The following is a 12,863-nucleotide window of genomic DNA, read 5'->3' as shown; positions in this document are numbered from 1 at the left end:
CTTTACTTAAAACTCTTTTCTAAAATTTTATCTATTAGACCATACTCTTTTGCTTCATTGGCGTTCATAAAATTGTCACGCTCGGTATCTTTGATGATTTTTGGCAGTTTTTGACCAGTATTTTTTGCCAAAATCGTATTTAGACTATCTTTTAAGCGTAAAATTTCACGTGCCTGAATCTCGATGTCAGTTGCCTGACCTTGTGCTCCGCCTAGTGGCTGATGTATCATAATGCGTGAATTTGTAAGTGCATATCGTTTGCCTTTTGCACCAGAGCTAAGCAAAAATGCACCCATCGAAGCAGCTTGACCGATACAGATAGTGCAGACATCTGGCTTTATGTAGTTCATCGTGTCATATATGCTAAAACCGCTAGTTACCACACCGCCGGGGCTATTTATATATAGGTATATATCTTTATCAGGATCTTCTGCCTCTAAAAAAAGTAGCTGAGCCACGATAGAAGACGCCATACCGTCTTCTATTTGTCCGCTTAGCATTACTATCCTATCCTTTAAAAGGCGTGAGTATATATCGTAGCTTCTCTCACCTTTTCCGGTTCTTTCAACTACGACAGGAACGTAGTAGCTCATTACTCTGCCTTCTCTTTTTTAGCTGATTTTTTATCATCTTTGCTAAACATTTCGTTAAATAGCTTTTCTTCGATCATTGACATTTTTATGGCTGGTAGCATTCCTTGATTTTTATACATCTCAAGATGAGCTTTTGGATCTCTGCCTGTTCTGTAAGCTTCAAAATATATAGCTTGTATAACCTCTTGATCGGCGATTTTTACGCCTCTAACACGAGCTAATTCATCGATGATAAATGTTAAACGAACGCTATTTTCAGCGTCTTTTCTAAACTCGTCACGTTTTTTAATAAGAGCGTCTTTATCCTCTCTAAATTTTTTCATCTCATCTTCGCTAAAGCTTGACCACGCGTTTCTAAACTGCATATCAATCTCTTGCTCAACGATATTTTTTGGCACGTCAAATTTAAATTTCTCAACTACAGCTTCTGCAAATTTTGGCTTTAGCTCTTCATTTACAAGATTTATCATTTTCTCTTGCTTGATTTGCTCTTTTATACGCTCTTCAAGAAGCTCTTCTGTTGGATTTTCTTCATTTGGCAATATGCCTTTTAGTGTATTTTCATCAAGTGTTTCAGGGATTTTTCTCTCTTGGATTTCGTGTAGTTTTACTTTAAATACAGCTGGTTTTCCTGCTAAATTTGCTGCACCATACTCGGCTGGGAAAGTTACTTCAACGTCCTTTTCTTCGCCCGGCTTTAATCCTATCATACCGTCTTCAAAGCCCGGTATAAACTGACCTGAGCCAATTTCAAGTAGATAATTTTCAGCCTTTCCGCCATCAAATGCTACGCCGTCAACAAAGCCCTCAAAGTCAAATTTCGCAAAATCCCCGCTCTTTAAGGCACGTTTTTTCTCAACTTTTTCAAGTGGAGCGATCATTTTTAAAATTTCATTTTTCTTCTCATCTATATCTTTTTTAAGAACTCTTGGAGTTGAAAAATCAGGTATTAACGCTTCATAGCCAGTCACGTCTACTTTAGGCTTAAATGATATAGTCATTAAAACATCGATAGTGCCGTCATCTTTGCGATCAAATTTGTCTATTGTTGGTTCGCCTATAACGTCGCTATTTGATTTTTTAAGCTCTACTAGAGCGTCTTTTAAAATATCTTTAAACACATCTTGCTCTGCGTCTTTTTCAAGCTCCGAGCCGTAGCGTTTTAATACCACTGCCGTTGGGACGTGTCCTTTTCTAAAGCCGTCTATTTTCATAGTTTTTGCGGCTTGTTTTGCTAGTTTTTCCACACTAGCTTTTATCTGTTCGTTGCTTATTTTTGTGCTAACTTCTGTATTAACACTATCTAAAGCTTTAGTTGTAATCTGCATTTAATTCCTTTAAAATGTAAAAATTTGCTCAAAATATATCAAAATTTTCCTTATTATTAAATTTATTAAGGCGTTTTTATATAAAATACATATTTAAATTTATGGAGCAAATTATGCAAGAGAGTTTTGAAAATTCAGTCAAAAATATGTTAAAAATTATCGGCGAGGACGTTAATAGAGAGGGGCTTATCAAGACGCCAGAAAGGGTTTATAAGGCTTATCAGTTTTTAACTAGTGGTTACTCTCAGGATCCAAAAGAGGTGCTTGGGGACGCGCTTTTTGAGAGTTCAAATAATGAGATGGTTTTGATAAGAGATATTGAGTTTTATAGCCTTTGCGAACATCATCTTTTGCCTATAATTGGGCGTGTTCACGTAGCTTACATACCAAATGGCAAGGTCGTTGGACTAAGCAAAATTCCACGCATGGTTAATATATTTGCAAGAAGGCTTCAGATACAAGAGCAGATGACAGAGCAGATAGCAGAGGCGTTGCAAGATGTTATATCGCCTAAGGGCGTTGGCGTCGTGGTTGAGGCAAGGCATATGTGTGTTGAGATGCGTGGAGTGCAAAAGATAAACTCAATCACGACTACTTCGGCACTTCGTGGGGCGTTTATTAAAAATGCTGAAACGAGAAAGGAGTTTTTCTCGCTTATAAATTCCCCTAAGGAGCTTCGTTTTTGAGTTTAAAGCGTCTAAATTTAAAACTACAAAGCGAAAATTTATCACTTTCAAATGTTTTTGGAGTTATCACAAAGATTAGTGCGACGACTATTGAGATAAAAGGACTTCGTCCAAGTATCGGAGATATAGTAAATATCGTATCGCGAGATAAGAGTAAGAGTGAAGTGGGTATGGTCACGCAAATAAGCGATGAGGTGTCCTTTGTAAGCCCATTTGGCTTTGTTGAGGGATTTAAGATAGGCGACTTTGTCTATATGAGTGATCAGGGTATGAATATACCTGTTGGAGATGCGTTGCTCGGGCGTGTGGTTGACCCATTTATGCGTCCGATTGACGGCAAGGGTGCGATTGAAACGAGTGATTTTATGCCGATTATGAGAGCTCCGATTGACGCTATGAAAAGAGGGCTTATAAATGAGCCGTTTAGTGTCGGCATAAAGGCGATTGACGGGCTTTTAACCTGTGGCAAAGGGCAAAAGCTTGGGATTTTTGCTGGTTCTGGAGTTGGCAAATCAACTCTTATGGGAATGATAGTAAAAAACACTCTGGCCCCAATAAAAGTCGTCGCTTTAATCGGGGAGCGTGGCAGGGAGGTGCCTGAGTTTATAGAGAAAAATTTGGGTGGGGATTTAACAGGAACCGTCATCATCGTAGCTACATCTGATGATAGTTCGCTAATGCGTAAATACGGGGCTTTTTGTGCTATGAGTGTGGCTGAGTATTTTAAAGAGCAGGGGCTTGACGTGCTTTTTATAATGGATAGTGTTACTCGTTTTGCTATGGCTCAGCGTGAAATAGGGCTTAGCCTTGGAGAGCCTCCGACCTCAAAGGGCTATCCCCCAAGCTCCCTTACGCTCTTGCCACAGCTTATGGAGCGAGCTGGCAAAGAGGAAGGCAAGGGCTCGATAACAGCGTTTTTTACCGTGCTTGTTGAGGGCGATGATATGAGTGACCCAATAGCAGATCAGAGCCGCTCGATCCTTGACGGACACATCGTGCTTAGTCGTGAGCTTACGGACTTTGGCATTTATCCGCCAATAAACATTCAAAATTCAGCCTCTCGTGTAATGGGCGACGTGATAGATAAAGAGCATAAGCAAAATGCCATGAAATTTAAGCGTCTTTACTCGCTTTTAAAAGAGAATGAAATTTTGCTTCGTATCGGTGCATATCAGCGTGGCAATGACAGAGAGCTTGATAACGCGATTGCTAAAAAAGACTACATGTATGATTTTTTAAAGCAAAGCTCTGAGGAGTGCCTTGAGTTTAAAGAGATACAAGAGTTACTGGCTAAGATTAACGGGTAGGTTAAAATTTTCTGGTATATAATCAGGCATATTAGGGTCGGTTCGTTTTAGCGGTATGTCAAGTTTAGGGAAATTTTTGTCGTTTGTATAAATAACATCACAGCCATTTTCTTTGGCTATAAAATACTGTAAAACATCTTCTAAATCATTACTTGGATTATCTTTGCAATATTTATAGCTTCTATTGTAGCAATAGACGTAGTAGGCAATAGCTCAACAACACCATTATTACACATTGAATGCAATGCCTCTATGACTAGTTTTTTGTTGTTATCTTGTTTGGGTTCTTTTAAAATTTCATCTATAAAAAATTTAGCTACTTCAAAAGCATTGTCTTTAGCTAGTTTATTATTAAAAACACTGGCTTGATTGCGTAAAGATATCATCTGTTGGATAAAAAACTGATTTTCTTTGTAGGCATTACTTGCTATGTAATATATGGTTGGTATAGAAGTAGATGAAACTGTCACTGCAACTTTGCCTTTAATAAGATTACTAAATTCCTGTTATCGATAGTTTGCTGTATATTCTGTCCTCTAACATCAAATCACAAACAAAATTTATATCTAAAAAGACTTTTTGCATTCTAAGCCCTTAACCTAGATAATGCTCTAATCTCTTTAATTTGCTCGTTTGTTATATCTACGCCCTTAACAACACCTAAAAAATCCTTAGCTTTTTTGAGCTTTTCTTCTGTTTCATTATCAACATTTTTCGTATTAACCGAATTTTTTATATTATTAACTTTTTTAACTAACCACCTAGCAAAATCCACCAAATCTTCACGTTCTTTTGGTATATCAAGATGAAAACCTATAAACTCTTGTCCCATTTTGCCATCCTTATCTGTTTTTGTTCTTTTGGGAATTATATCACAAAATCTCAGCTAGTAAATTTTTAGCATCTAGCTGTGGTTTTGCGATTTTATTAAAGCGTTTTATGACGTTGCCGTCTTTTAAAACTAGCGTTTGACGGTGGTAAAATTTTGCTCCATCAAGCGTCTTAAATGTTTCTAGCTCTAAAATCTCTTCAAGCTCAAATTCATCGTCGCTAAAAAGCTCAAAACTCACATTAAGGCTTTGGCTAAATTCCCTCATTTGTACTGTATCAAGTGAGCTTACTCCAACTATCTCAAAGCCTAAATTTTTAAATTTATCAAGCTCATTTTCGTATGCCTTGCACTCGTTAGTACAGCCCGTTAGCCCCTCTAAATTTTTAAGCTCATCAGGCAGAAATTTAGCACTTTTGCCAACTTTTGGTAAAAAGATTATGACTAAATTTTTACCACTAAAAAACTTTTTAAGCTCTATTTTTTCTCCATTTAAATTTTTCATTTTTTGCCTTTTAAATTTTGTGTGATGATAGCATAATAATCTTTTTCTTAGTAAAAATTCGGTAAAATCTAGCGAATTTTTAAATTTAAAAGGTATAAAAGTGATAGATGTTGTTGAAATTCAAAAGATACTTCCGCATAGATTCCCATTTTTGCTTATCGATAGAGTCACCTCTCTTGAAGCTACAAAAAGCATAGTTGCTTATAAAAACGTAAGCATTGCTGAGCCGATTTTTCAGGGGCACTTCCCAGATCATCCGATTTATCCTGGTGTTATGATTATTGAGGGTATGGCACAAGCTGGTGGGGTTTTAGCGTTTAAAAGTATGAGCGATGAACATCAGGCTGGTATTGAGAATAAAGTTGTATATTTTATGAGTATTGACGGAGCGAAATTTCGTCATCCAGTCCGACCTGGCGATAAACTTGAGTACCGCTTAAACGTGTTAAAACATAAAGGCAATATTTGGGTGCTTGATGGCAAGGCATACGTTGATGACGTGCTTTGTGCACAGGCTGAACTAAAAGCAATGATAGTTGATAAGTAGGCAAAAATGAGTAAAATTCATCATACAGCAGTGGTAGAAGATGGTGCAGTTATAGGAGCTAACGCAAATATCGAGGCTTATGCTTTTGTTAGCAAGGATGCGGTTTTAGGCGATAATGTAACAATCAAGCAGGGTGCAAGAGTGCTTGGCAAGACGCAAGTTGGCGAGAATTCACGCATTTTTAGCTACGCAATCGTAGGCGATATACCACAAGATATTAGCTACAAAGCCCAGAGCGATACTGGCGTGATAATTGGCAAAAATGCCACAATCCGCGAATTTTGCACGATAAACTCAGGCACACACAAGGGCGATGGGCTAACTCGTATTGGCGAAAATGCCTTCATAATGGCATATTGCCACATCGCACACGACTGCATTTTAGGCGATAATATTATTTTAGCAAACAACGCCACACTAGCTGGACACGTAGAGCTTGGCGATTACGCTGTCGTGGGTGGTCTTACGCCTATTCATCAGTTTGTAAAAGTTGGCGAGAGTTGTATGATAGCTGGTGCTTCTGCGCTTAGTCAGGACGTCGTGCCGTTTTGCTTAGCCGAGGGCAATAGGGCCTATATTAGAAGTCTAAATTTGGTAGGAATTCGTCGTAGATTTGAAAAAGATGAGGTTGAGAGCTTAGTTAGTGCTTACAAGTTTTTATTTAATCAAGGCATAAGCCTAAAAGATCAGGCAAATGAGCTATTAGCCAAAACAAACAGCAAAAATGTAAAAAAGATGTGTGAGTTTATACTTTCTACCACACGCGGAATTCCACTTGCAAAAGGGAGAGATTAATGGTTAATAGATGTAGTTTTTGCGGTAAATTTGAAACAAACGACGAAAAACTTTTGCACAACGAGGATGATACTGCTTTTATATGCGAAGAGTGTGCTAGTGCGGCAAATAAATTATTTAAAGGCGAGAGCGAAAATGAGCCAATGGCTGTGGACTTTAAGGACATAACTCCAAAAGAGCTAAAGGCTGTGCTTGATAATTATGTAATCGGTCAAGAGCGTGCTAAAAAGGTATTTAGCGTTGGCGTTTATAACCACTATAAGAGAATTTTTAAACAAAGCGATATAAAAGATGACACTGAAATTTCAAAGTCAAACATCTTGCTAGTTGGCCCAACTGGTAGCGGCAAAACGCTAATGGCACAGACTTTGGCGAAATTTCTTGACGTGCCAATTGCCATTTGTGACGCCACGAGTTTAACTGAGGCTGGATATGTTGGCGAGGATGTTGAAAATATCCTTACGCGTTTGCTTCAAGCAGCAGACGGCGATGTAAAAAGAGCCGAGCAGGGCATTGTCTTTGTCGATGAGATAGACAAAATCGCTAGAATGAGTGAAAATCGCTCAATCACGCGTGACGTTTCTGGCGAGGGAGTTCAACAAGCGTTGCTTAAAATTATTGAAGGAAGTGTCGTAAATATCCCGCCAAAAGGTGGCAGGAAGCACCCAAATCAGGACTTTATCCAGATTGACACGACAAATATTTTATTTGTTTGTGGTGGAGCATTTGACGGATTAAAGGATATTATCGAGCGTCGTATCGGTAAAAACGTGCTTGGCTTTACTCAAGAAAAGCGTTCAAAAAATGACAAAGATAAGCTTTTAGATATGCTTGAGAGCGAGGATTTGGTTCATTTTGGATTAATCCCTGAACTTATCGGACGTCTGCACGTTGTAGCTACTTTAAATGAGATTACACAAGATGATATGGTTAAAATTTTAACCGAGCCAAAAAATGCTATCGTAAAGCAATATCAGAAGCTATTTGCGATCGATAAGGCAAATTTAAAATTTGATGATGAAGCACTAAATGAGATAGCTAAGCAAGCAATAGCTAGAAAGACCGGCGCTAGAGGGCTTAGAAGCATTATAGAGAGCGTTATGACTGACATTATGTATGAGCTTCCAGAGCTTGGCGGTTATGAGGTTGTAATCTCAAAAGAGGTTGTAAGTGACGGCGTAAAGCCTGTTTATGTAAAGCAAAAATAGATAAAGGATATAGATGTTATTTGATCAGTTAGTTGGGTTTTTCTCAAGCGATATGGGTATAGATTTAGGCACGGCAAATACGCTTGTGCTTGTAAAAGATAAAGGCATTATTATAAACGAGCCGTCAGTTGTCGCAGTTCAACGTGAAAAGTATGGCAAACAAAAAATTCTAGCCGTAGGACAAGCGGCAAAAGAGATGGTGGGCAAAACTCCTGGCGATATAGAGGCGATTCGCCCGATGAGGGACGGTGTGATTGCTGATTTTGATATGACTGAGAAGATGATTAGATATTTTATAGAAAAGACGCACAAAAGAAAGAGCTTTTTACGCCCACGCATCATCATCTCTGTTCCTTACGGACTTACACAGGTTGAGAGAAAGGCAGTTCGTGAGAGTGCCTTAAGTGCTGGTGCTAGGGAGGTATTTTTGATTGAAGAGCCTATGGCGGCGGCTATTGGTGCAGGACTTCCTGTGCGTGAGCCACAAGGTAGCCTTGTTGTTGATATTGGTGGTGGAACGACTGAGATAGGCGTTATATCACTTGGAGGACTTGTTATCTCAAAATCTATTCGCACCGCTGGTGATAAAATAGACGCTAGTATAGTTAATTACATAAAAGAAAAATACAACCTGTTAATCGGTGAGCGAACTGGCGAAGAGATAAAGATAAACATAGGTTCGGCAGTCCCTTTAGAAAAAGAGCTAAACATCGTAGTTAAGGGACGCGACCAAATGACTGGTTTGCTTAGTCGTATCGAGCTAACTAGCGAAGATGTGCGTGAAGCTATGCGTGAGCCACTTAAAGAGATGGCAGACGCACTTAAGACCGTTTTAGAGCTTATGCCACCTGATTTGGCTGGAGATATCGTAGAAAACGGCGTTGTGCTAACTGGTGGTGGTGCTTTAATACGTGGACTTGATAAGTATCTAAGCGACATCGTAAAATTACCAGTTAGTGTCGCAGATGAGCCACTTTTAGCGGTTGCTCGTGGCACTGGCAAGGCACTAGAGGAGATAAGCTTGCTTCAGCAATTAACAAATGAAGACTAAAATTTTACTCTTTATTTTTGTTATTTTTTTAGTGAGTCTTTCTATCTATAAAGGCTCACAGATAAGTAGCGTTACTATAAATTTTGGCAACTTTGTATCAAGTGCGTATTTAAATGCTATTCAGTTGGTTAAGGATACGATAAATGAGCACTTTAGACAGGTTGTCCAAATAAATTCACTAAGAGAGCAAAACGCGGAGCTTGAGCGTTCGGCTACTCTTTTAGCAACATTTGCAAACGAGCTAAATGAAATTTCTAAAAATAAAAATTTAGCCATTTATGATCCAAAAATAAAACTCGTAAGAACTCTTGGCTATGTCAATATAAGCGATTATAATAAATTTTACATAAGCGGTTTTAAAGACTACAACGCTTCTAAAATTTACGGCTTAATTTATCAAGGAAATAGTGCTGGTGTCGTAGCTTCAAAAGATGACAAGCCAGTTGCATTGCTCCAAAATGATCCAAAAAGTATATTTTCTGTTTATATAGGCGATGAGAAAATTCCAGGCATTGCCCACGGAAACAAAACGGGAGTTGTTGTGAAATTTATACCTCAATGGCTAAGCCCAAAGGTTGGCGATGAGGTTTTTACAAGTGGGCTTGATGGGATATTTTTTGGTGGAGTGCCAGTTGGCAGAGTAGTTAAAATTTTAGAAGAAAGCTCATACAAAAGTGCGGTGATAGAACCCTATCTAAAGGCAAATACGCCAAAATTTTTATATGTCATAACAAAGGAAAAATAATGCCAAAAAGAGAAGATATCAATACGATTTTGCTTTTGGGTTCAGGCCCTATCGTGATAGGTCAAGCGTGTGAATTTGACTACTCAGGCACGCAGGCGGCTAAGACGCTAAAAGAGCTAGGATACCGTGTGGTGCTTATAAACTCAAACCCAGCCACCATTATGACAGACCCGGATTTTGCGGACGCTACATATATTGAGCCGATTACAAAAGAGATTATACAAAACATAATAAAACGTGAAAAAGTTGATGCGATTTTACCGACAATGGGCGGACAGGTCGCACTAAACGTCGCTATGGAGCTTTATGAAAATAATATGCTTGGCGATGTGAAATTCTTAGGTGCAAATCCAGAGGCGATAAAAAAGGGCGAAGATAGGCAAATTTTTAAAGAAGCGATGAAAAAAATCGGTATGGATTTGCCAAAATCAGCTTATGCTTACAATTTTGACGAGGCGTTAAATGCGGCAAATGAGATAGGCTATCCGCTTATGATACGTGCCTCTTTTACACTTGGCGGTGCTGGTAGTGGCGTGGCTTATAATATTGATGAGTTTAAGGATTTAGCACAGCGTGGGCTTGAAGCCAGTCCGATACACGAAATTTTAATTGAAGAGAGTCTTCTTGGTTGGAAAGAGTATGAAATGGAGGTTATTCGCGATAAAAACGATAACTGCATAATCGTATGCTCAATTGAAAACCTTGATCCAATGGGCGTTCATACGGGCGATAGTATTACGATCGCTCCAGCTTTAACGCTAACAGACAAAGAGTATCAAAATATGCGTGACGCAAGTTTTGCGATTTTGCGTGAGATCGGCGTTGATACTGGCGGTTCAAACGTGCAGTTTGCTATTGAGCCAAACACTGGCAGAATGATTGTCATTGAGATGAACCCACGAGTTAGCCGTAGCTCAGCCCTTGCAAGTAAGGCTACTGGCTATCCGATCGCAAAGGTCGCCACGCTTTTAGCTGTTGGTTTTAGCCTTGATGAGATTAAAAATGACATTACTGGCACACCAGCTAGCTTTGAGCCAGTAATTGATTATATCGTTACAAAAATTCCACGCTTTACGTTTGAAAAATTTGCTGGTGCTAACCCGCACCTTGGCACAGCGATGAAGTCTGTTGGCGAAGTTATGGCGATTGGTAGGACATTTAAAGAGAGTATCCAAAAAGCGCTTTGTAGTTTAGAGCGAGATTTGGGCGGATTTGACACGCTAAATTTAAGCCGTGATGAGCTAATTTACGGACTTAGAAATGCAAATGAGAAGCGAATTTTAATGGTAGCACAGGCATTTAGGGCTGGATTTAGCATAGATGAAATTTTTGAGTTTAGTAGGATTGATAGGTATTTTTTAAATCAAATCAAAGAGATTGTGGAGTTTGAAAACCGCATTGATATGGATATTTTAAACGATGAAAATTTACTAAGACTTGCTAAAACTATGGGCTTTTCGGATAAAAAAATCGCCCAGCTTATTGACCGAAAGGACAATTTAGAACTAAGCCAAAACGACATATTTTTTGCTAGAAACAAGCTTGGTATAAATTTAGAATATAGCGAGGTTGATACGTGTGCTGGGGAATTTAAGGCGCTCACACCTTATCTTTACTCAAGCACAAACATCACAAAGCTACCGCAAAAAGATGAAATTTCAAATGAAAAAAAGGTGATGATTATTGGCGGTGGTCCAAACAGAATAGGGCAGGGTATTGAGTTTGATTACTGCTGTGTTCACGCTAGTTATGCACTTAGGGATTTGGGCGTAAAAACGATAATGTATAACTGTAACCCAGAAACCGTTTCAACCGACTATGACACGAGCGATATTTTATACTTTGAGCCAATTGACTTTGAACATCTTCGCTCAGTAATTGAAAGAGAAAAACCAGACGGCGTTATCGTGCATTTTGGCGGTCAAACCCCGCTTAAATTTTCAAAACGCCTAAGCATTATAGGTGCAAAAATCATTGGCACAAGTGCAAGGACGATTGATATTGCAGAAGATAGAAAGAAATTTAGCGAATTTATAGATAAAATCGGCATTAAACAGCCTAAAAACGATACCGCTACAAGCGAAGATGAGGCCATAAGAAAGGCAAATGAGATAGGCTATCCGGTGCTTGTTCGCCCTAGCTACGTGCTTGGCGGTCGCGCGATGAGGCGTGTGCATAGCGAGGCTGAGCTGCGTGAATATATGAGCGAGGCGGTTAAGGTTAGTAACAACTCGCCAGTTTTGCTTGATAAATTTTTACAAGACGCAACCGAGCTTGATGTTGATGCGATAAGTGACGGCAAGGACGTTTATATCGGTGCGATAATGGAGCATATTGAAGAGGCTGGAATTCACTCAGGCGATAGTGCTTGTATCCTGCCACCTCAAAGTCTAAGCGATGAGATGATAAAAAAAGTCCGCACTCAAACTAAGGATATCGCCCTAAATTTAGGTGTTGTTGGGCTTTTAAATATCCAGTTTGCAATATATGAAAATGAGCTTTATATGATTGAGGTTAATCCACGTGCTAGTCGCACCGTGCCGTTTGTAAGCAAGGCAACTGGTATACCAATCGCAAAGGTCGCCACTCGCGTAATGTGGCAGGGCAATTTGCGTGAGGCACTGAAATTTTACGATAAATACGGCGTTTTAACCGAACAAGATGGTCTTTTACTGCCAAAAACGCCAAAACACATAAGCGTAAAAGAGGCGGTTTTCCCATTTAATAAACTAACAGGAGCTGATTTAATACTTGGTCCAGAGATGAAATCAACTGGTGAAGTTATGGGCATTGCAAGCAGTTTTAACGTCGCATTTGCTAAAAGCCAAATCGCTGCAAATAACACTCTGCCAAGCGGTGGTAACGTATTTATAACACTAGCGGACGCCGATAAACCGCAAGGTGTGAGTCTGGCAAGAGAGCTTAAAAACTCAGGATTTAATATCCTTGCAACAAGTGGAACGCATAAAATTTTAAAAGAAAACGGCATAAACTCGGAGTTTGTCTATAAAATCAGCGAGGGTCGCCCAAATATTGAGGATAGGCTAAAAAATGGCGATATAGCACTCGTTATTAACACAAGTGATAGCAAATCAAACAGCGAAGACGGCAAAAAAATTCGTCAAAATATTTTGCGTTTTAAACTGCCATATTTTACAAATATAAGAGGGGCAAAAGTCGCTGTAAGCTCTATAAATTCGGCACAAAATGGTACAGCGTTAGAGGTTAGGAGTTTGCAGGAGTTCTTAAAAGATAATCTAGGATAAGAG

Annotated in this window: 13 protein-coding genes; 8 read left to right on the top strand and 5 right to left on the bottom strand. The window is 39.1% G+C overall.

Annotated features, from left to right (window positions below; all coding sequences use genetic code 11):
- Positions 1 to 2: 2 nt before the first annotated feature.
- Together clpP and tig are read right to left on the bottom strand one after the other, a co-directional pair.
- Positions 3 to 593 carry an ATP-dependent Clp endopeptidase proteolytic subunit ClpP gene (gene clpP / locus CMCT_RS07860; protein WP_034968337.1) on the bottom strand — a complete coding sequence of 197 codons (591 nt, stop codon included), beginning with the start codon at positions 591 to 593 and terminating at the stop codon, positions 3 to 5.
- Positions 593 to 1,921: a trigger factor gene (gene tig, locus CMCT_RS07855; RefSeq protein ID WP_034968339.1), complete on the bottom strand. Its 1,329-nt coding sequence runs from the start codon at positions 1,919 to 1,921 to the stop codon at positions 593 to 595. The genes clpP and tig overlap by 1 nt, the downstream gene beginning before the upstream one ends.
- A gap of 113 nt (positions 1,922 to 2,034) precedes the next feature.
- Here tig and folE point away from each other — a divergent pair, with 113 nt between their 5' ends.
- Together folE and fliI are read left to right on the top strand one after the other, a co-directional pair.
- Entirely contained in the window at positions 2,035 to 2,607 is a 573-nt protein-coding gene (gene folE / locus CMCT_RS07850; protein WP_034968715.1) for a GTP cyclohydrolase I FolE, read from the top strand.
- Positions 2,604 to 3,914 (top strand): flagellar protein export ATPase FliI, encoded by a 1,311-nt coding sequence (gene fliI, locus CMCT_RS07845; protein WP_034968342.1) that lies wholly within the window; start codon positions 2,604 to 2,606, stop codon positions 3,912 to 3,914. The genes folE and fliI overlap by 4 nt, the downstream gene beginning before the upstream one ends.
- 140 nt (positions 3,915 to 4,054) lie before the next feature.
- Here fliI and CMCT_RS07840 read toward each other — a convergent pair whose 3' ends face one another.
- The 3 genes from CMCT_RS07840 to CMCT_RS07830 all read right to left on the bottom strand — a co-directional run bounded on the left by CMCT_RS07840 (position 4,055) and on the right by CMCT_RS07830 (position 5,248).
- A complete protein-coding gene (locus CMCT_RS07840; RefSeq protein ID WP_034968344.1) occupies positions 4,055 to 4,384 on the bottom strand; it encodes a hypothetical protein in 330 nt (109 codons plus the stop codon).
- A gap of 116 nt (positions 4,385 to 4,500) precedes the next feature.
- Entirely contained in the window at positions 4,501 to 4,746 is a 246-nt protein-coding gene (locus tag CMCT_RS07835) for a hypothetical protein (protein ID WP_034968346.1), read from the bottom strand.
- Between the two features lie 40 nt (positions 4,747 to 4,786).
- Entirely contained in the window at positions 4,787 to 5,248 is a 462-nt protein-coding gene (locus CMCT_RS07830; RefSeq protein WP_034968348.1) for a redoxin domain-containing protein, read from the bottom strand.
- A 100-nt stretch (positions 5,249 to 5,348) separates the two neighbouring features.
- On the opposite strand from CMCT_RS07830, the gene fabZ reads away from it, so the two are divergent.
- The 6 genes from fabZ to carB are packed head-to-tail and all read left to right on the top strand — an operon-like array spanning position 5,349 to position 12,860.
- Entirely contained in the window at positions 5,349 to 5,795 is a 447-nt protein-coding gene (gene fabZ, locus CMCT_RS07825; protein ID WP_034968350.1) for a 3-hydroxyacyl-ACP dehydratase FabZ, read from the top strand.
- 6 nt (positions 5,796 to 5,801) lie between these two features.
- Entirely contained in the window at positions 5,802 to 6,590 is a 789-nt protein-coding gene (gene lpxA, locus CMCT_RS07820) for an acyl-ACP--UDP-N-acetylglucosamine O-acyltransferase (RefSeq protein WP_169764031.1), read from the top strand.
- Complete coding sequence (gene clpX / locus CMCT_RS07815; protein WP_176325098.1) at positions 6,590 to 7,798, top strand: ATP-dependent Clp protease ATP-binding subunit ClpX; 1,209 nt, start codon at positions 6,590 to 6,592, stop codon at positions 7,796 to 7,798. Before lpxA ends, clpX begins: the two co-directional genes overlap by 1 nt.
- A 13-nt stretch (positions 7,799 to 7,811) precedes the next feature.
- Entirely contained in the window at positions 7,812 to 8,849 is a 1,038-nt protein-coding gene (locus CMCT_RS07810) for a rod shape-determining protein (protein ID WP_034968356.1), read from the top strand.
- Positions 8,839 to 9,594, top strand: a complete 756-nt coding sequence (mreC, locus tag CMCT_RS07805; protein ID WP_034968359.1) for a rod shape-determining protein MreC — start codon at positions 8,839 to 8,841, stop codon at positions 9,592 to 9,594. Before CMCT_RS07810 ends, mreC begins: the two co-directional genes overlap by 11 nt.
- Positions 9,594 to 12,860: a carbamoyl-phosphate synthase large subunit gene (carB, locus tag CMCT_RS07800; protein ID WP_176325097.1), complete on the top strand. Its 3,267-nt coding sequence runs from the start codon at positions 9,594 to 9,596 to the stop codon at positions 12,858 to 12,860. Before mreC ends, carB begins: the two co-directional genes overlap by 1 nt.
- Positions 12,861 to 12,863: the final 3 nt, after the last annotated feature.

Source organism: Campylobacter mucosalis, assembly GCF_013372205.1.
In the GTDB taxonomy this organism is placed as follows: domain Bacteria; phylum Campylobacterota; class Campylobacteria; order Campylobacterales; family Campylobacteraceae; genus Campylobacter_A; species Campylobacter_A mucosalis.
Note: the sequence above shows the minus strand (reverse complement) of the source record. Positions and strands in the feature narration are given on the sequence as shown.

Bases quoted from the DNA above. Each gene is read 5' to 3' on its own strand.
- mreC (WP_034968359.1), top strand. From the start codon at position 8,839: ATGAAGACTAAAATTTTACTCTTTATTTTTGTTATTTTTTTAGTGAGT.
- lpxA (WP_169764031.1), top strand. From the start codon at position 5,802: ATGAGTAAAATTCATCATACAGCAGTGGTAGAAGATGGTGCAGTTATA.
- clpX (WP_176325098.1), top strand. From the start codon at position 6,590: ATGGTTAATAGATGTAGTTTTTGCGGTAAATTTGAAACAAACGACGAA.
- CMCT_RS07810 (WP_034968356.1), top strand. From the start codon at position 7,812: ATGTTATTTGATCAGTTAGTTGGGTTTTTCTCAAGCGATATGGGTATA.
- tig (WP_034968339.1), bottom strand. From the start codon at position 1,921: ATGCAGATTACAACTAAAGCTTTAGATAGTGTTAATACAGAAGTTAGC.
- CMCT_RS07830 (WP_034968348.1), bottom strand. From the start codon at position 5,248: ATGAAAAATTTAAATGGAGAAAAAATAGAGCTTAAAAAGTTTTTTAGT.
- folE (WP_034968715.1), top strand. From the start codon at position 2,035: ATGCAAGAGAGTTTTGAAAATTCAGTCAAAAATATGTTAAAAATTATC.
- clpP (WP_034968337.1), bottom strand. From the start codon at position 593: ATGAGCTACTACGTTCCTGTCGTAGTTGAAAGAACCGGAAAAGGTGAG.
- CMCT_RS07835 (WP_034968346.1), bottom strand. From the start codon at position 4,746: ATGGGACAAGAGTTTATAGGTTTTCATCTTGATATACCAAAAGAACGT.
- carB (WP_176325097.1), top strand. From the start codon at position 9,594: ATGCCAAAAAGAGAAGATATCAATACGATTTTGCTTTTGGGTTCAGGC.